The organism is Blautia sp. AM28-27, from assembly GCF_003480905.1.
Classification (GTDB): Bacteria; Bacillota; Clostridia; order Lachnospirales; family Lachnospiraceae; genus Fusicatenibacter; species Fusicatenibacter saccharivorans.
In genome coordinates, this window is record NZ_QUJK01000001.1 from 496,005 (window position 1) to 514,746 (window position 18,742).

The following is an 18,742-nucleotide window of genomic DNA, read 5'->3' on the forward strand; positions in this document are numbered from 1 at the left end:
ACGAACTTAACAGCAGAAAGGGAAAACAGACGACATGAATGGTTCAATGTTTATCGGAACCTGGTGGGCACTCGTCCCGCCGCTGCTTGCAATTCTGCTTGCATTTGTCACAAAAGAAGTTTACAGTTCCCTGTTCATCGGATCGGCAGTCGGTGTCCTTTTGTACACCGGCTTCCATCCGTGGGATGCGTTCACAAGCTTCTTTGAAATTTTACGGAACAGCATGAACATCAACATTCTGATCTTCGATATCCTGCTTGGCATGGTTGTCGTGCTGATGGCGAAATCCGGCGGCTCAGCGGCGTATGGAAAATGGGCGGGGACGAAGATCAAAACGAAGCGGAGTGCGCTTCTGGCAACGATGGGGCTTGGTGTTCTGATTTTTGTGGATGACTATTTCAACTGTCTGACAGTCGGCTCTGTCATGCGCCCGGTCACGGACAGCCACAAGGTTTCCCGCGCGAAACTCGCATACATCATCGACTCCACCGCAGCGCCGATCTGTATTATCGCGCCGATCTCAAGCTGGGCGGCAGCCGTCAACTCGTATGTGCCGGCGGATGCGGGAATCAGTGGATTCCAGCTGTTTCTGCGGACAATTCCGTATAACCTGTATGCGATCCTTACAATTGCGATGGTCTTTTACATCTGCTACACCGGCTTTGATTTTGGTCAGATGAAGCTCCACGAGGATAATGCCGCCAAAGGTGATCTTTTCACGACCGGAGGCGAGGAGTTTGAGCAGGTTTCCGAGCAGGAGGTCAATCCGAATGGAAAAGTCATCGACCTCGTGCTCCCGGTTGCCGTACTGATTGTATCAGCGATTGGAGCGATGGTTTACACTGGCTTCCTCGGCGGCGCGGACAATGTGATTTCCGCGTTCGCAGGATGTGATGCAGAGACGAGTCTGATTTTTGCCTCCGTCGTGACGATCCTGTTTATGATGGCGCTGTATCTGCCGCGGAAGGTCATCACCTTCAAGAGCTTTATGGACAGCCTGTCCGAGGGCTTCAAGCTGATGGTTCCGGCGGTTACGATTCTCGTCTTTGCGTGGACCTTAAAAGGCGTCGGTGATGCGATGGGCCTGGCCCAGTTTGTCGGAAGCGTCGTGGGAGACCATGCATCCGCAAGTATTTTTATCCCGGTGGTGCTGTTCGCCGTGGCGGTGTTCCTTTCCTTTTCGACGGGAACCTCTTGGGGAACGTTCGCGATTCTTGTGCCGATTGCAACGGGCATGTTCGCCGCCGGAACAAATCTGGAGATGATGATTATCTCGGTATCCGCCGTCCTGGCAGGGGCGGTCTGCGGTGACCATATTTCGCCGATCTCGGATACGACGGTTATGTCAAGTGCGGGTGCGCAGAGCAACCATCTGAACCACGTATCGACGCAGATGCAGTATGCGGCCGTTACGGCGTGTGTCTGCCTGGTGGGATATCTGATTGCAGCCGTGACCAGAACGTGGTGGATCACACTTGGCGTCAGCCTTCTTCTTCTTTTGGCTGTTTTAACCGGAATGCGCAGATTTTGCGCAAAAAAAGCGGAAAACGGCAAAAAATAAAAAAGAAAACAGAAAAACGCGTGAAATGCTTGACGGGAGAGAAAAAGAACCGTATACTAAAAAATAGAACAAATATTCACAGGACAACGGTGTCCTGCAAAGAAGAAGCGGAACGCTTTTGGAGCAGGAATGTGAATTGGAACAGAAGGAATTGGATTTTTCAAAGTCCAGTTCCTTCTGTTTATCTCTGTTAAAATTGCATCGGAGCTGTGAAATGCAGGAGAAGAAAGGAGGCATTCCGGGGCGAAAACGCTTTGGAAAAGGGAAGGACTGTTAGGGTCAGAAAGATCATAGCAGACAATGGCAAAAACAAAAAGAGGGAGAAAATATATGATATTTGGAAAGTACATTAACAAATACTACCTGAAGAATGCGCCCATTCTGATTCTCGGTCTTGCAGCGCTGATTCTCGTAGATTATTTCCAGCTTTTCATACCGGAGCTGTACCGCATGGTCATCAACGGCATGAACGGCGACCCTGTTCTGGTCAACGGCCAGGCGGCGGTGTTTGATATGGAATTTCTGCTGGATCAGGTCTGCCGGCCCATGATTATTACCATTATCGTCATGGTAGTCGGCCGTTTCCTGTGGCGAGTCTGCTTTTTCGGCTCCGCGATCCGCGTGGTGACCGATCTTCGTACCTGCATGTTCGCGCACAGCAAGGAGCTGTCCCAGGAGTATTATCAGGTCAACAAAGTCGGAAACCTGATGAGTCTTTACACGAACGATCTCGATACCGTGCAGGAGTGCTTCGGCGACGGTATTCTGATGTTCTGCGATGCGCTGTTTTTAGGCCTGCTTGCCGTGATCAAAATGTGGCGCATGAACCACTTCCTGACCGGCCTTTCCATGATCCCGATGGCATTTCTGATGGCCGCCGGCACAACGCTCGGCAAATACCTGATGAAAAAGTGGGAAGAGCGCCAGGCGGCCTTTTCCGAGCTGTCCGATTTCGCGCAGGAAAACTATTCCGGTCTTGCTGTCATCAAAGCATTCGTCAAAGAGACGAAAGAGCTGATGATGTTCCGTAGACTGAACCGCGAGAACGAGGACATCAACGTAGAATATACCAAAATTTCCACACTGCTGAACATTATGGTAACGCTGTTCGTCGAGTCCGTCATCTGTGTAATCTTAGGCTACGGCGGCTATCTCGTTTACTGCGGAAGCTTCGACGCCGGCCAGCTTGTCGAGTATATCGGCTATTTCTCGGCCGTTGTATGGCCGATCATGGCGGTCTCCATGCTGATCGAGAAAACATCCCGTGGAAAAGCGTCCTTAAACCGTATTACGGAACTGCTTGACGCAAAAGTCGATGTGAAGGACCGCGGCGGTGTGCAGGATCTGCCGTCCATCCATGGAAAAATCGAGTTCCGCAATCTGACCTTCCGCTATCCGGACGGGGAGTACGATGTGCTGAAAAACGTATCGTTTACCATTGAGCCGGGCGAGAGTGTCGGCATCGTCGGAAAGACCGGTTCCGGAAAAACGACCATCGTCGATCTGCTGCTCCGCACCTACAACGTGCCGGACGGAACGCTGTTCATTGATGACCACGATGTCAACACCGTTTCCATCCACACCGTGCGTGAGGGCTGTGCCTACGTGCCGCAGGACAACTTCCTGTTCTCCGACACGATTTCCGGCAATATTTCCTTCGCCTTTGATGACGAAAACCAGGAGGCCATTGAGGATGCGGCGATGATGTCCGATGTCCATGACAATATCGCAGAGTTCAAAGAGGGCTACCGCACCGTTCTTGGCGAGCGCGGTGTGACGGTTTCCGGCGGACAGAAGCAGCGAATCTCGATTGCGCGTGCGCTGATGAAACACGCACCGATTCTGATTCTCGACGATTCCGTCTCTGCGGTCGATACCAAGACAGAGCGCACGATTCTCGACAATCTCAAAAAACGTGAGGGACTGACGACAATTCTGATCGCACACCGGATTTCAACGGTGGAGCAGATGGACAAGATCGTGTTCGTCGAGGACGGAGAAGTCCATGCAGTCGGAAAACACGAGGATCTGTACCGGACCTGCACGGCGTACCGCAAGATGGTCGATCTGCAGAAACTTGAAGAGGAAGCGGGGGAGGAGTAGAAATGCACAATTATTATCCGATTCTCTGGGTCGGCGCGATCATCGGCGTGATTTCCACCCTGCTGATTGTGGCCGCGTTTGTAGTGAAAGATGGAGAAAAAGAAACCGGCTTTGAGCGGAACATGAAAGACAGTGAAATCATGCAGCGTCTGATGGATTACGCAAAGCCGTTTTACCGCCAGTTTATCGTTGTTGGTTTTCTGATGCTGTTTTCGATCGCGTACGATATCATTTCGCCGCTGATCGTCGGCAAAATTGAGGAGCTCGTCGTTGGAAAATTCGCGCTGAATACCCTGTTTCTGTGGGTAGCGGGCTATGCGGCAATCCTTCTTGTCTCGATGGCGTGCACGTATTTCCAGGCCGTGATTCTGCAGAAGACGGGTCAGAAAATCATTTCCAATATGAGGGAGGATCTGTTCGTCCACATCGAGCGCCTTTCCCACGAGCAGTTAAATGAGATTCCGGTCGGAAAGCTTGTCACGAGAACGACAAACGATACGAACGCGATTTCGCTGATGTTCACCAACCTTCTGGTCAATCTTCTGAAGAACTTCTTCGTGATCATCGGTATTCTGATTGCGATGCTGTTTCTGAACTATGAGCTGACGCTGATGGTGCTCTGCTTCGTGCCGTTTATCGTGCTGTTCTCGATTATTTTCCGCAAATTCTCGCGAAGAGCACACCGGAAAGTAAAAGACTGTACTACGGACATCAACACGTATCTGTCGGAGAACCTTTCCGGTATGAAAATCACACAGATCTTCAACCGCGAGGATGCCAAGATGCGCGAGTTTACCGACAAGAGCAACGCACTCGGCCGCGCACAGCAGGAGCAGATTTTCGTGTTTGGTATTTTCCGTCCGCTCGTCTACATGCTGTATATCAGCTCCGTGCTCTGCCTTTTGTATTTAGGCGGCAAGGGCTATCTGGAGGGAACGTCGTTCCTCGGCCAGACGCTTACCAGCGGTATGATCGTCAGCTTTTACATGTATATTTCAAAATTCTTCAACCCGATCCAGAACCTGGCGGAGCAGTTCAACTGGCTGCAGTCTGCATTTGCATCCGCCGAGAAAGTATTCTCGATTCTGGATCTTGAGCCAAAAATGCAGGATGCGCCGGATGCGATCGAGCTTACCGGCATCAGGGGTGAAATTGAGTTCCGCGACGTATGGTTTTCCTATATCCCGGGCGAGTGGGTGTTAAAAGGCGTTTCGTTCCACGTCAATCCGAAAGAGACAATCGCATTTGTGGGTTCCACCGGTTCCGGAAAATCGACGATTCTTTCCCTGATCTGCCGGAACTACGAGTTCCAGAAGGGTGAGATTCTGATCGACGGCATCGACATCCGAAAGATCAAGATCGATTCCCTGCGGAAAAAATTCGGCCAGATGCTGCAGGATGTCTTTCTGTTCTCGGGAACGATCCGTAGCAACATTATTCTCCGCGAGGAGGGGATTTCCGATGAAGAGATCATGGACGTCTGCCATTACGTGAATGCTGACCAGTTTATCAACAAGCTGGATCACGGCCTCGACGAGCCGGTGCGGGAGAGAGGAAACAACTTCTCCGCCGGACAGCGCCAGCTTCTCTCGTTTGCGCGTACCATCATCCATAAGCCTTCGGTCATGATCCTTGACGAGGCGACGGCGAACATCGACACCGAAACCGAGCTTCTGATCCAGGATTCCATGGAAAAGATGAAGAACATCGGAACGATGCTGATCGTAGCGCACCGTCTTTCGACGATCCAGCATGCGGATGAGATTATCGTACTGTCCCACGGAAAAATCGTGGAGCATGGAACGCATCAGGAGCTTTTAGCAGCGCAGGGAAGATATTACCAGCTCTACACGCTGCAGTACCACCGCGAGCAGAGTGAGAAACAGAGAGGAAGAAAGTAAGAAAATTTTAGAACAATAAAGACAATTTACAAAAAGGGAGAAATTTTGTTTGTGCAAAGTGACAAAATTTCTCCTTTTTTTACGGTGTATCATATTAAAATGATTTTAAATCAATATAGTCATATGAAAAATATATGAGCATAATACGATATCCGTTTTTCCATCTCAAAAAGCGGGCGGTTATAATAAGGGAAGCAAAACGGCAGGCACCAAAAAGCCGGGCCGTCTGTTGAAAGAAAGGGAAAATTTATGGAAAAGAAAGCAAGCCTTGTAGGACGCCTGCTCTCGGAAAATCAGATGTCGGAAGCATTTATCAACAGTATGTTTCTGGCGCTGTCCGGCGGTTTTCAGGATGCCTACACGTACAATTGCAGAGATGAAGTATTCTCAAATGCCCAGACGGGAAACGTTGTGCTGATGAGCCAGAACTTTCTGGAAGGAAACTTTACGGCAGGTCTTCGGTATCTCTTCCCGATCCTCTTTTTTGCGATGGGTGTATTTCTGGCAGAAAATTTCCAGGAGCATTACCGGTATGCAAAGAGGCTGCACTGGCGGCAGGTACTTCTCGCGGCGGAAATTGTGATCCTTGCGATCGTCGGATTTATTCCGTCTTCTTATAATATGCTCGCGGCGATGCTTGTATCGTTTGCGTGCGCGATTCAGGTACAGACCTTCCGCAAGGTCGGCGGTTATTCGTATGCAAGCACCATGTGCATCGGAAACCTGCGAAGCGGAACCGCAGCGCTGTCTATGTATATGCGGGATAAGAAAAAAGAACAGCTCCGTCAGGCCGGATACTATTTCGGCGTGATTCTGGCTTTCGCCATCGGCGCCGGAATCGGAGGCGTGTTCTCCATGCTGTATGGAATCCATGTAATCTGGATTTCCTGCGGACTTCTTCTGGTGAGCTTCCTTCTGATGTCACTGGAAAAGTACCGCTGAGAAATAAGAGAGAGTGAAGAAAGAAGGCTGAAAAAATGGAAGTATTTCTGGAGTGCTGTATGACACTATTCTTTTCAGCGGCCATGCTGCTGATGATCGTCCGCCTGGCAAAGGGTGAGGAGAAAAACATGATGTTTGCGCGTGTGTTCTCCCTGGCGTCCAACGTCGGTTTCTGGATTGGAATCGTCCGCATCGCTGTGCTGAACCGGAGCGGATTTCTGATGTTCTTCTACATCACAGGCGCAATGCTTTCCTATACGGCGATGGTCTTTGCCATGCCGCATAAAAAAGAGCAGATTGCCGGACAGCAGGCATAAACGAAAAAGAAGACCCTGTGTACGGGAAGGATGGGGCAGCGATGTTCCGTCCGCCGGTACGCAGGGTCTTTTTCTGTTTCAAACAAAAGTCCATAAAATCTTATACGCGTTCCAGAAGCTCTCCGATCAGCTCTTTTGCCGCCGCGTTCTGGTGCTGCCGCGGGTTGATGATAAGACAGATTTCACGTTTGAGGGCCTCCTCGATGAGCGGAATCCGACAGACGGTACGGCTCTTTAAGGCATCGCGTGCCAGCTCCTTCGGATAAAATCCGATGCCGAGGTTATACTCGACCATAGGAAGAATCTGATCCGTCGTCGCCGCCTCCATATCGGGGTGGAAGGCGAGGTTGTGATTCAGAAAGTACTCGGCGTACAGCTCCCGCGTGCCGGTGTCTTTGGCAAGCGAGATAAAAGGATATTCTGACAATTCGCCGAGATGATGCGGCTCTGCGGAAAGGGATGCATATTTCGATCCGCCGATCAGAATTTCCTGGAATGGGAAAATCGGGATTTTGTGCAGCGGTTTGCGGATTTCCACCGGGCTTGTGACGACTGCGAAGTCGACCAGACCGTTTTCGAGCGCCTGGATGGCCTGCGGTGTCGAGTGGTTGGAGATGCGCAGGCGGACGTGCGGATAGCGGGTGTGGAAGTGCTCCAGGCGGGAGAGCAGCATCAGACGAAGTGCCGTCTCGCTCGCACCGATTGTGATAAGGCCGCTCTCAAGAGACCGCTCAAGAGCCAGCTCCTCCTCAACCGTGCGGAGCTGTTCGTAGGCAACGGCCACACGCTCATACACCTTTTCGCCCTCCGCTGTCAGTGTGACACCCTGGTGGGAACGGATAAAAAGTTTGCAGCCAAGCTCACTTTCCAGATTGTTCATGCACCGTGTGATGTTGGGCTGGTTGTTTTTCAGAATTTCCGCGGCTTTTGTAAAGCTGTGATATTGTGCTACGAAGTAAAAAATGCGATAATAATCATATGTAATCATAAAAACCTCCGAAGGATGAAGAAGAAAAAATCATCCATGATTGCTTCAATATAAAATACATGCGCCGGGTTGTCAAGGGATTTCTGAGGATGGTCCGGCCGGATTGTGCGGGGGATGGCAGAAGAGAAGTGGAAATTTTTTGAAAAAACACTTGCAAAATACCCGGACAGGGTATATAGTGTAGAAGAAAATAAGATACCCCATTAGGGTATATGAAATAGAAAATCCAGAACTACAGAAAGGAAGACATACGATGGAACAGTACAATGTAACCGGCATGAGCTGCGCCGCCTGCCAGAGCCGTGTCGAAAAAGCCGTGTCAAAGGTACCCGGTGTCACATCCTGCGCAGTCAGCCTTCTGACAAATTCCATGGGCGTGGAGGGAACGGCCTCCCCGGCAGAGATTATTGCCGCCGTGGAAAATGCAGGCTACGGTGCGTCGAAAAAAGGCGAGAAGGGAAGCACATCACAGTCGGCTTCCACAGCAGAATACGAAGAGATGCTGAAAGACAAGGAAACACCGGTCATGAAACGCCGTCTGTTGAGCTCCGTTCTTCTTTTGATTCCGCTCATGTATTTCTCCATGGGCCATATGATGTGGGGATGGCCGCTGCCGAAATTCTTTGAAGGAAACCACATCGCAATGGGACTGGTACAGCTCCTGCTTACCATTGCGGTCATGGTCATCAACCAGAAATTCTTTATCAGCGGTTTCAAGAGTCTCTGGCATAAAGCACCGAACATGGACACGCTGGTAGCGCTTGGTTCTACCGCATCGTTTGTATACAGCGTCTACGCCCTGTTTGCCATGACGGGAGCGCAGGTACAGGGGGACATGGATGCAGTCATGAGCTATATGCATGAATTTTACTTCGAGTCCGCAGCCATGATTCTGACCCTGATTACCGTCGGAAAAATGCTGGAGTCGATTTCCAAAGGAAAAACGACCGATGCGTTAAAGAGTCTGATGAAGCTGGCTCCGAAGACTGCCGTTCTCTTAAGAGACGGAAAAGAAGTGGAAGTCGGCATTGATCAGGTGAAAAAGGGCGATCATTTCATCGTCCGCCCGGGCGAAAATATTCCGGTGGACGGCGTTGTCCTGGAGGGAACGAGTGCCGTCAACGAATCCGCGCTGACTGGCGAGAGTATTCCGGTGGATAAAGAGGCCGGCGACCGCGTATCGGCGGCGACCTTAAACCAGTCCGGTTTCCTGACCTGTGAGGCGACGAGAGTCGGAGAAGACACAACACTCTCCCAGATCATTCAGATGGTCAGCGATGCGGCAGCGACAAAAGCGCCGATCGCCAAAGTGGCCGATAAAGTTTCCGGTATTTTTGTGCCGGCCGTTATCTGCATTGCACTTGCTACGATTGTGATCTGGCTGTTTGCAGGAGAGAGCGTCGGCTTTGCTCTTGCAAGAGGTATTTCCGTTCTCGTTATCAGCTGCCCGTGTGCGCTCGGCCTTGCAACACCGGTTGCGATCATGGTCGGAAACGGAATGGGAGCAAAACACGGAACGATGTTCAAAACCGCAGTTTCTCTCGAGGAGACAGGAAAAACACAGATCGTTGCACTCGATAAGACTGGAACCATCACAAGCGGAGAGCCGCAGGTAACCGATCTTGTCCCGGCGGACGGTGTAAGTGAGGAGGAGCTTTTAAAAGGTGCCTTTGCACTGGAGCAGAAAAGTGAGCATCCGCTGGCCCGTGCGATTCTTGCACTTGCAGAGGAAAAAGGCCTGGCCCGCGAAGAAGTCAGTGATTTCTCTGCGCTTCCTGGAAACGGCCTTGTGGCAAAACGGAACGGAAAAGAGCTCTGCGGAGGCAACCGCGCACTGATTACGAAAAAAGCGGTTCTCGCGAAACAGATGGAAGAGCAGGCAGCAAAACTTTCCGAAGAAGGAAAGACACCGCTGTTCTTCAGTGAAGATGGAAAGATGCTCGGTATGATCGCGGTTGCGGATGTCATCAAAGAGGACAGCCCGCGTGCGGTGAAAGAGCTGCAGAATATGGGAATCCGTGTCGTGATGCTGACCGGAGACAATGAGCGCACCGCGCGTGCCATCGGCGCACAGGCAGGTGTGGACGAAGTCATCGCAGGCGTTCTGCCGGATGGAAAAGAAGCGGTCATCAGCCGCCTGAAAGAAAAAGGAAAAGTAGCGATGGTAGGAGACGGCATCAACGATGCACCGGCTCTGACCAGTGCGGATATCGGTATTGCCATCGGAGCAGGAACCGATATCGCGATCGATGCGGCAGACGTTGTCCTGATGAAGAGCCGCCTTTCCGATGTACCGGCAGCGATCCGCTTAAGCCGTGCGACCCTCAGGAACATTCACGAGAATTTGTTCTGGGCCTTCATTTACAATATCATCGGTATTCCGCTGGCTGCGGGCGTATGGATCCCGCTGTTCGGCTGGAAGCTGAACCCGATGTTCGGTGCGGCGGCGATGAGCCTTTCGAGCTTTTGCGTTGTGACAAACGCCCTGCGTCTGAATCTGTTTCGGATGCACGACGCGTCAAAAGATAAAAGAATCAAAAACGAAATTCCAAAGGAGGATCTGAACATGACAACAGAACAGGGAATGGTAAAAACCATGACAATCGAGGGCATGATGTGCGGCCACTGCGAGGCAAGAGTGAAGAAAACACTTGAGGCAATCGAGGGTGTTGCATCCGCAGAAGTAAGCCATGAAAAAGGAACAGCCGTTGTAACACTGACAGCCCCGGTATCAGACGATGTGCTGAAAACAGCCGTAGAGGCACAGGATTACACCGTAAAAGGAATCCAGTAAAACAGGAAACATTGAGAAAAGGGAAACGCGCCTGGAATGAAAATTTCCGGGCGCGTTTCCTTTTTTTTACCAGATATAGCAAAAATATTGCAATTTGTTCGGAATTTTCGTGACAAAAGGACAAAAATCCGTTAGGATAGAGAAAAAGAAGAGCAAAAACAAAAGGGTCTTTAGGATCAGGAGGTTTTTACATTATGACAGAGTACAGACTTGCAAAGCCGGAAGAGTGGGAGGACTGCATCGAACTTGCAAACTACGTGTTCAGCACGGCACACCGTCCGCACGACTTTGAGCAGTTAATTCCAAAGGTTTATCAGGCAGGACCGGAAATGGCACGGATCCACCGCGTCGCTGTTGCGGAAAACGGCAGACTCCGGGCCGAGATTGCGGTGCTTCCGCAGCAAATGGCAGCAGGGGGTAAGCTGCTCCGCGCAGGATATGTGGGAAGCGTTTCCGTGCATCCAAAGGCAAGGGGCGAAGGCCACATGAAGCGTCTTCTTGGCGACTGGATTACGGATCTGGAAGGAACGTGTGATCTTCTGGTACTGGACGGCCAGAGACAGCGGTATGCCTACTTTGGCTTTACGCCGGGAAGTGAAAAATACACGTTTTACCTGGATGTGGCAAATGTGCGCCATACCTGGAAAAACGGGGAACTCTCCGCTTACACCTTTGCGCCGCTGTTTCCGGAAAACGGCGAAGCGGACGAAGAGGCGGCAGCCTTTGCAAAGAAGCTGAATGAGGAAAAACCGCTTTACGTGGTAAGAGAGGATGTGAAAGCCTGCCTGAAAACATTCGGCGAGCAGGCAATTGCAATCTGGAAAAACGGTGAGCGGATCGGATATCTGGCACTTTGCGGCGGAAACCAGGTTGTGGAAGCAGAAGTGTTGGAGGAACAGGATTTCGTTCCTGCACTTGCCGCTTATTTAAAAGAAAATGCGCTTGACTCTCTTTTCATTTCCATTCCGGTGTATGAGACCGGAAAAGCAGCAGCGTTATCGGAAGTCTGCGAGAGTTTCACAAAAGAGCGCTGCGGTTCCGCGATGTACCGCATTTTTGAGTTTGCGGACGTTATCGAGGCAATGCTGACCATGAAAGCAGAGACGATGGGCATCAGCGATGGAACGTGGTCTGCTGTACTGGAGGGGCAGCCGGTGACCGTGACGGTAAAAGATGGAACTGTGACCGTGACAGGGGAAGCCCATCCGGGGGCAGATGTACTCAACCGGGAGCAGGCGCAGGAACTGCTTCTTTCACCGCTGGCAAGTAAGGGAAGCAAGGTTCCATCTGAAATCTGGAAGAACATTCCATCCGACTGGTTCCCGCTTCCGCTGTACTGTGCGACGGCAGACGAATTTTAGGCAATGACTGTTGGGAGGCAGAGAAATATGAACGAGACAGAGAAACGAGACAGAAGAGACGAAAAAGAAGAAATCCGGTACCATGTGATTTTCTACGGCCAGGTGCAGGGCGTGGGGTTCCGTTACCGGGCGTATTATGCTGCCTACCAGCTCGGACTGACCGGCTGGGTGAGAAACTGCTGGGATGAGACGGTGGAGATGGAGGTGCAGGGTGATGAGGAGACGATCACGGAGATGATCAAAAGGATCCGCACCTCCAGCTACATCGAAATCACGGATGCAAAATGGACGAAGATTCCGCTGGAATCGGAATTCGGTTTTCATATCCGTTGATCAGGGCTGCCTTTTCTCTTTTTCCGGAATTTCGACGAGAATGATATCGTTGCCGATCTGGCAGATGCGGTCCCATGGGATCACAAAATCCTCGCCGTGGCAGAAAAAGCCGCAGAATTTCACAGGACCCGGAAGAACGAGTCCGGTAAGATGTCCCGTTTTTGGATTGAATTCCACATCAATCGGACAGCCGAGCGTTTTGCAGGTGCAGATATTGATAACTTCTTTCTGGCGGAGATCTACAACGCGCATGCGGTGCTCCTTTTTACAGATTCCTATGGAAAAACATATGCGAAAATGTTGCTGCAGTTGACTTGAATTTCACGGAAAAATGCGTATACTGTAAAAGTAGAAAACTTTCCGAAATACTTATTTAGAAACGAGGACGAAAGATATGAGATGTCCATTTTGTAATCAGGATAATACCCGGGTTGTGGATTCACGCCCGATTGAAGACAGCAATGCGATCCGCCGCCGCCGGATGTGCGATGTCTGCGGCAGACGCTTTACGACATACGAAAAAGTGGAGACGATCCCTTTGATCGTCATCAAAAAAGATATGAACCGCGAGCAGTATGACCGCTCGAAAATCGAGACCGGTATCCTGCGCGCCTGCCACAAACGGCCGGTGTCCGCCGAGAAGATCAACGAGATGGTCAACAAGGTGGAGACGGAGCTTTTCAACGGCGAGGAACGCGAGATTCCAAGCTCTGTGATCGGAGAGAAGGTCATGCATTACTTAAAAGACCTGGATCAGGTGGCGTACGTCCGCTTTGCGTCGATTTACCGTGAGTTCAAGGACGTCAACACGTTCATGGACGAGCTGAAAAAGATGCTCGACAAATAGCGGGAGGCAAAAAAATGGAAGTGTCGAACTATATTAAAATGCGTGATCAGATGCAGGAACGTTTTCTGACATACGATCAGAAGGAGATCGAAGGAAAGTATGGCTTTGCGTTTGATGACGATTATTTCTATGTGCCGTATCTTTTTGAAGAATGGAGAGTGAACCGCCATACCGGCGTTGTAGAGGGATCAAAAGACCATTTTCTTCATGTACATCAGGGCAGTTTCAATGAGACGCTGACGATTTTCGACCTGCTCTGCTGCGGAAAGAAGGAGATTGTGCTCGCCGGCACGTATGCGCGTACCAATTCCTTAAAGGGAACGATCAAAGGCCGCACGATTGCGTCCGGCGTTCACGACAGCCGCGCCGCACGGTATGACGGGCATGTGGAACAGCTGAAAAAAGCATGCGTTTCCCTTGGCGGAAAACCATATTTCCCGGGAGACGCTGCTTTTGTTTTTCATGTCTTTCCGTTTCTGCCGCTCGTCTTCCAGTTCTGGGAGTCCGATGAGGAATTCCCGCCGGTGCTGAAGTTTATGTGGGATGAAAACGTCCTCGATTATCTGCGGTTTGAGACGCTGTATTACGTGATGGGAGATTTCCTGGACGCACTGGATCAAGCCTTCGATGCATGTAAAACAGAAGCCTGATACCTTTTGTGAGACAAAATCTTACGAAAATTTTTCGAATGTTTATAAAAATTTCAGTATACGAATCCCCTGGTTTAATGCTATAATGAGCGAAAGTGAGTAAAAAAAGAGAAGAGAAAGGGGAATGCATATGGCTTTTAGCATGAAAGTAACACCGGAAATAGAGGAACTGACAAACATCTGTCTGGATAACTCCAAAATGGATGTTTCGCTGTATGGGCAATACGATGTAAAACGCGGACTGCGCGATATCAACGGCGTTGGCGTCCTTGCGGGACTGACACAGATTTCAAACGTTGTGTCTTCGGATATCATTGACGGCGTCAAAACGCCGTGTGACGGACGTCTGTACTACCGCGGCATCAACGTGGAAAAACTGACCCAGGGCTTTTTAAGTGAAAACCGTATGGGATTCGAAGAAGTTGCGTATCTGCTCTTATTTGGAAATCTGCCGAATGAAGAGCAGCTCAATCATTTTAAGACAATCTTAAAACAGCAGCAGTCCCTGCCGAAGAACTTTGTGCGTGACGTTGTTATGAAAGCGCCGACCAAGGACATGATGAACACTCTGTCCCGAAGCGTTCTGACCCTGTACGCGTACGACAACCACGCAGATGATACCTCCCTTCCGAATGTGCTTCGCCAGTGCATTAACCTGATTTCTGTTTTCCCGATGCTGTCCGTCTATGGCTATCAGGCGTACAACCATTATATCAAGGGAAAAAGTTTATATATCCACAACCCGTCGAAGAAGCTTTCGACTGCAGAAAATATTCTTCTGATGCTCCGACCGGATCAGAAGTACACTCCGCTGGAGGCGAAGATCCTCGATCTTGCCCTCGTTCTCCACATGGAGCACGGCGGCGGTAACAACTCGACCTTTACAACACATGTTGTTTCTTCTTCCGGAACCGATACGTACTCCGCAATTGCAGCGGCGCTCGGCTCCTTAAAGGGACCGAAGCACGGCGGTGCAAACATCAAGGTTGTGCGGATGTTCGACGATATGAAGTCACACGTCAAAGACTGGACGGATGAGGAAGAAGTATCGAATTACTTAAGAAAGCTGCTGCACAAAGAGGCGTTCGACCAGAAAGGTCTGATTTACGGTATGGGCCATGCGGTTTACTCCATTTCCGACCCGCGTGCGCGCATCTTTAAGAGCTTCGTTGAGCAGCTGGCAAAAGAAAAACACAGAGAGAAAGATTACCGGCTGTACGCTATGGTCGAGGAACTGGCTCCGAAGATCATCGGCGAGGAGCGCCATATTTACAAAGGTGTATCCGCAAACGTCGACTTCTACAGCGGCTTCGTTTACAGCATGCTGGATCTTCCGCTGGAGCTCTACACCCCGATGTTCGCCTGCGCGCGTATCGTCGGCTGGAGTGCACACCGGATGGAGGAACTGATCAACACCGACAAGATCATCCGCCCGGCGTACAAGAGTGTCAAAGATGAAGTGGACTATGTTCCGCTGGAAAACAGATAAAACAGGCAGAAGGGCCGGAGCGTGTCGGGATTTTCCGATCTGCTCCGGCATTGCTCTGTGCAGGAAGTAATGTGTCATTGTGAAAAATAGGAGAGTGCAGGAGAATGAATGAGACAAAAAATTACAGCATAACAAAATCCGGAGCAGTCATACTGGAAGGAGGGGCCAATCGCGGCGTCTTTACAGCAGGAGCGCTGGACTTTCTGATGGAGCAGGAGTATTATATCCCTCATGTGATTGGCGTTTCCGCCGGAGCCTGCAATGCGCTGGACTATGTATCGCGCCAGATTGGCAGAACGAGGGACTGTATGATTGTCACGGATGAGAAAAACCGCTACGTCAATAAGAATATCAAGACAATCGTTGAGAAAAAAGCACTGCTCGACATGGATATGGTGTTCGAACGGTATCCGTATGAGGTTTTTCCATTTGATTTTGATACGTATTTTGCATCGACGCAGACGTGTGAGCTGGTTGTGACAAACTGTGAGACGGGACGCGCGGAATATCTGGATGACCGTGAAAATAAAGAACGTCTGCTTGCAATTGGCCGTGCATCATCGAGCATGCCGATCGCCTGCCCGATGGTGGAGATCGACGGAAACGAGTACGTCGACGGCGGTGTTGCCGATTCGATCCCGATTATCCGTTCCTTAAAGACGGGACACCGAAAAAATGTCATTATTCTGACACGGAATTTCGGTTACCGCAAAAAAGAGGGAACGAGAGGCTGGGAGCTGTATGTGGCGGCATTCCGCAAATACCCGAATCTCGTGCGTGCGCTTGTAAACCGCGCGAAACATTATAACCAGGTGCTCGAATGCATCGAAAAATGGGAAGAAGAAGGCTCCGTCTTTGTGATCCGCCCGGAGATACCGGCGGTATCGCGTCTCGAAAAGGACGAGGAGAAGCTGCGGGAATTTTACCAGCACGGCTATGACCAGATGAAAGCAAATTTTGAGGCTCTGCAGGAGTTTCTGAAAGAAGAATAAAGTTACTGTATAAACGAAAAGAGGATTGGAGAAAGAAGATGAGTGGAAAAAACCAGAAGAACCGGGGAACTATACTGATGCGGATGTTTTACCCGGACCGGAGAGAAAAAAGTGCCTATACGATCGATTACGCGGATCTGTACCGGAAAGGATACCGGGGCGTGATTTTTGATATCGATAATACGCTTGTTCCGCACGGTGCGCCGGCGACGAAGGAGGCGGCTGCGTTCTTTGCGTCTCTTCGGGAGACTGGTTTTTCCACCTGTCTGCTTTCCAACAATCAGAAACCGCGTGTGGCTCCGTTTGCCGATGCGGTCGGTTCTATCTATATCGAAAATGCGCACAAGCCATCGGTGAAAAACTACCAGGAGGCATGCCGGAGAATGGGGATTAAAGAGGAGCAGGCGGTCTTTGTCGGGGATCAGCTTTTCACCGATGTGTACGGTGCAAAACGGACCGGACTTTACAATATTCTGACCGAGCCGATCAATCCGAAAGAGGAAATTCAGATCGTTCTGAAACGGTATCTGGAGCACATTGTACTGTTCTTTTATGAGCGTGATCTGGCCCGCGGCAGGATTACGAAAAAAAACAGTTGAAAAATCGGGAAAAATATTATATTATAAGATAAGCCTATGGTGCGCATTTGGCGCATCGTACTATGTTAAGGAGGAAAAATCAGAATGATTTCAGCAGGAGATTTTAGAAACGGCGTTACCCTCGAGATCGATGGTCAGGTCGTTCAGATTCTTGAATTTCAGCATGTAAAACCTGGTAAAGGAGCTGCATTCGTAAGAACAAAATTAAAAAATGTCATCAACGGTGGTGTGGTAGAGCGTACCTTCCGTCCGACTGAGAAATTCCCGCAGGCTCGTATCGAGCGTGTAGACATGCAGTATCTGTACAGCGATGGTGATTTATTCTACTTCATGAACGTAGAAAACTATGAGCAGATCGCTCTGAACGAAGAGACCATCGGAGATGCTCTGAAATTTGTAAAAGAAAACGAAATGGTTAAAGTATGTTCCTACAACGGAAATGTATTCGCAATCGAACCGCCTCTGTTTGTAGAGCTTGAGATCACCGAGACTGAGCCAGGCTTCAAGGGAGATACCGCACAGGGTGCTTCCAAACCGGCTACCGTTGAGACTGGTGCTACCGTAAGCGTTCCGCTGTTCGTAAACCAGGGAGACAAAATCAAAATTGATACCAGAACAGGTGAATATCTGTCCCGTGTATAAGTAAGACTGTTCCCGCCGTTGTCCGTCACAACTTTCTTTGTGGCGGACACGGTTTTCTAAATAAATAGAATATTCGTCTGAAAAATGGCTGATAAAGGCTGTCGGAAGCAGCCCGGGCCCGTTTTTCTCATCGTTCGAAGTTCCGCGAACCAACGAATCTCTGGCATATACAGATCTGTACAGAGGTTTTTAAGTTGTGTTTTCCGGAGCTTTTTTGTTCCGTAAAGCAAAAATACAAAAGGCAATCAAACAGGAAAGGTGGGAAAAAATGGACTATCAGATGTTCAAAGAGCAGCTTGCCGCGCTGCTGAAAAGAAAAGCCGGCGATGATTTTGAGGTGAAGGTAGAATCGGTGCAGAAGCTGAACGGTATCGAAAAAGAGGCGTTTGTCATCAGCAGAAAGAAGGACTGGATTGCACCGACGATCTACGTGGAGCTTCTGTATGAATGCTGTCTGCAGGGCGTGCCGCTTTCTCAGATTGCAGAAAAGGTACTGGAGCAGTACCGGAAAGTGGAAGCGGAGGCGAGAAGACCGGAGAAAGCTGCCTTTTTTACCAACTGGAAAAATGCTGCGCCGCAGATCTACTGCGAGCTCATTCATGCGGAGAAAAACCGTACGCTGCTCTCCGAAGTTCCACACAGAAAATTTCTCGATCTCGCGGTCGTGTACTATTACCAGATGCGGGGAAACCGCGTGCCGGATGCGACAATTCTGATCCACGAGACGCACCGGGAGCTGTGGGGAATTTCGGCGGAGGAGCTGGATGCCCGTGCCTGGGAGAACACCCTGCGGGATCTGCCGGTGCGCACAGACAGCCTTATGATGTATTTGAAAGAGGAGTACGGAGTAACGTTTCCCATGTTCGAGCTTGGTCCGCTGGCGGAACAGTTTTACCTGGTCAGCAACCGCAGAGGAAAGCTGGGTGCAATCTGCATGTGCTATCCCGGCGTGCTGGAGAGTCTTTCGCAGCGCTTTGAGGCAAGTCTTTATGTGATTCCGAGCAGTATCCACGAGTGCATGGTGATTCCGGATTATGATGTGTTCCCGGAGGAGTGTCTTTCCGACATGGTACGGGACGTGAATGAAAAGACGGTCAAGCCGCAGGAGATTCTGTCGGATCACGTTTATTATTACCACCGGGAAAGCGGGGAACTGACGCTGTGTGAGGAAGAAACGTAAGCTGTGTGGCAGAATAGTCTGCGAATAATTTAAGAAAAAAATG

At 50.2% G+C, this 18,742-nt stretch carries 17 protein-coding genes; 15 read left to right on the forward strand and 2 right to left on the reverse strand.

Annotation, left to right across the window (positions count from 1 at the left end; all coding sequences use genetic code 11):
- The first annotated feature begins 34 nt into the window (after nucleotides 1-34).
- The 5 genes from DW743_RS02480 (at nucleotide 35) to DW743_RS02500 (ending at nucleotide 6,824) form a co-directional block, all read left to right on the forward strand.
- Entirely contained in the window at nucleotides 35-1,561 is a 1,527-nt protein-coding gene (locus DW743_RS02480) for a Na+/H+ antiporter NhaC family protein (protein ID WP_055267079.1), read from the forward strand.
- Between the two features lie 330 nt (nucleotides 1,562-1,891).
- A complete protein-coding gene (locus DW743_RS02485) occupies nucleotides 1,892-3,664 on the forward strand; it encodes an ABC transporter ATP-binding protein (protein WP_158568301.1) in 1,773 nt (590 codons plus the stop codon).
- 2 nt (nucleotides 3,665-3,666) lie between these two features.
- Nucleotides 3,667-5,565: an ABC transporter ATP-binding protein gene (locus DW743_RS02490; RefSeq protein WP_022462504.1), complete on the forward strand. Its 1,899-nt coding sequence runs from the start codon at nucleotides 3,667-3,669 to the stop codon at nucleotides 5,563-5,565.
- Nucleotides 5,566-5,814: 249 nt separating this feature from the next.
- Entirely contained in the window at nucleotides 5,815-6,507 is a 693-nt protein-coding gene (locus DW743_RS02495) for a YoaK family protein (RefSeq protein ID WP_242991102.1), read from the forward strand.
- A gap of 35 nt (nucleotides 6,508-6,542) precedes the next feature.
- Nucleotides 6,543-6,824 carry a hypothetical protein gene (locus DW743_RS02500; RefSeq protein ID WP_117760421.1) on the forward strand — a complete coding sequence of 94 codons (282 nt, stop codon included), beginning with the start codon at nucleotides 6,543-6,545 and terminating at the stop codon, nucleotides 6,822-6,824.
- Nucleotides 6,825-6,924: 100 nt separating this feature from the next.
- On the opposite strand, the gene DW743_RS02505 is transcribed toward DW743_RS02500, so the two are convergent.
- Entirely contained in the window at nucleotides 6,925-7,812 is an 888-nt protein-coding gene (locus tag DW743_RS02505) for a LysR family transcriptional regulator (RefSeq protein ID WP_117760420.1), read from the reverse strand.
- Nucleotides 7,813-8,065: 253 nt separating this feature from the next.
- On the opposite strand from DW743_RS02505, the gene DW743_RS02510 reads away from it, so the two are divergent.
- From DW743_RS02510 to DW743_RS02520, 3 genes are all read left to right on the forward strand, one after another.
- Entirely contained in the window at nucleotides 8,066-10,606 is a 2,541-nt protein-coding gene (locus tag DW743_RS02510; RefSeq protein ID WP_117760419.1) for a heavy metal translocating P-type ATPase, read from the forward strand.
- Nucleotides 10,607-10,800: 194 nt separating this feature from the next.
- Entirely contained in the window at nucleotides 10,801-11,967 is a 1,167-nt protein-coding gene (locus tag DW743_RS02515) for a GNAT family N-acetyltransferase (protein WP_117760418.1), read from the forward strand.
- A 27-nt stretch (nucleotides 11,968-11,994) separates the two neighbouring features.
- Nucleotides 11,995-12,300: an acylphosphatase gene (locus DW743_RS02520; protein ID WP_055218278.1), complete on the forward strand. Its 306-nt coding sequence runs from the start codon at nucleotides 11,995-11,997 to the stop codon at nucleotides 12,298-12,300.
- Here DW743_RS02520 and DW743_RS02525 read toward each other — a convergent pair whose 3' ends face one another.
- On the reverse strand, nucleotides 12,301-12,552 hold the full coding sequence (locus tag DW743_RS02525; RefSeq protein ID WP_117760417.1) for a YlmC/YmxH family sporulation protein: 252 nt from the start codon (nucleotides 12,550-12,552) through the stop codon (nucleotides 12,301-12,303).
- Nucleotides 12,553-12,694: 142 nt separating this feature from the next.
- On the opposite strand from DW743_RS02525, the gene nrdR reads away from it, so the two are divergent.
- The 7 genes from nrdR (at nucleotide 12,695) to DW743_RS02560 (ending at nucleotide 18,699) form a co-directional block, all read left to right on the forward strand.
- Nucleotides 12,695-13,147 carry a transcriptional regulator NrdR gene (gene nrdR / locus DW743_RS02530; protein ID WP_022462512.1) on the forward strand — a complete coding sequence of 151 codons (453 nt, stop codon included), beginning with the start codon at nucleotides 12,695-12,697 and terminating at the stop codon, nucleotides 13,145-13,147.
- Between the two features lie 14 nt (nucleotides 13,148-13,161).
- Nucleotides 13,162-13,797 carry a DUF3786 domain-containing protein gene (locus DW743_RS02535; protein ID WP_117760416.1) on the forward strand — a complete coding sequence of 212 codons (636 nt, stop codon included), beginning with the start codon at nucleotides 13,162-13,164 and terminating at the stop codon, nucleotides 13,795-13,797.
- A gap of 130 nt (nucleotides 13,798-13,927) precedes the next feature.
- Nucleotides 13,928-15,286 carry a citrate/2-methylcitrate synthase gene (locus DW743_RS02540; protein WP_055218390.1) on the forward strand — a complete coding sequence of 453 codons (1,359 nt, stop codon included), beginning with the start codon at nucleotides 13,928-13,930 and terminating at the stop codon, nucleotides 15,284-15,286.
- A 104-nt stretch (nucleotides 15,287-15,390) separates the two neighbouring features.
- Nucleotides 15,391-16,278, forward strand: a complete 888-nt coding sequence (locus DW743_RS02545) for a patatin-like phospholipase family protein (protein WP_117760415.1) — start codon at nucleotides 15,391-15,393, stop codon at nucleotides 16,276-16,278.
- Nucleotides 16,279-16,352: 74 nt separating this feature from the next.
- Nucleotides 16,353-16,877 carry a YqeG family HAD IIIA-type phosphatase gene (locus tag DW743_RS02550; protein WP_117509173.1) on the forward strand — a complete coding sequence of 175 codons (525 nt, stop codon included), beginning with the start codon at nucleotides 16,353-16,355 and terminating at the stop codon, nucleotides 16,875-16,877.
- 84 nt (nucleotides 16,878-16,961) lie between these two features.
- Nucleotides 16,962-17,519, forward strand: a complete 558-nt coding sequence (efp, locus tag DW743_RS02555; RefSeq protein ID WP_022462517.1) for an elongation factor P — start codon at nucleotides 16,962-16,964, stop codon at nucleotides 17,517-17,519.
- A 268-nt stretch (nucleotides 17,520-17,787) separates the two neighbouring features.
- Nucleotides 17,788-18,699, forward strand: a complete 912-nt coding sequence (locus DW743_RS02560) for a DUF5688 family protein (RefSeq protein WP_147345088.1) — start codon at nucleotides 17,788-17,790, stop codon at nucleotides 18,697-18,699.
- Nucleotides 18,700-18,742: the final 43 nt, after the last annotated feature.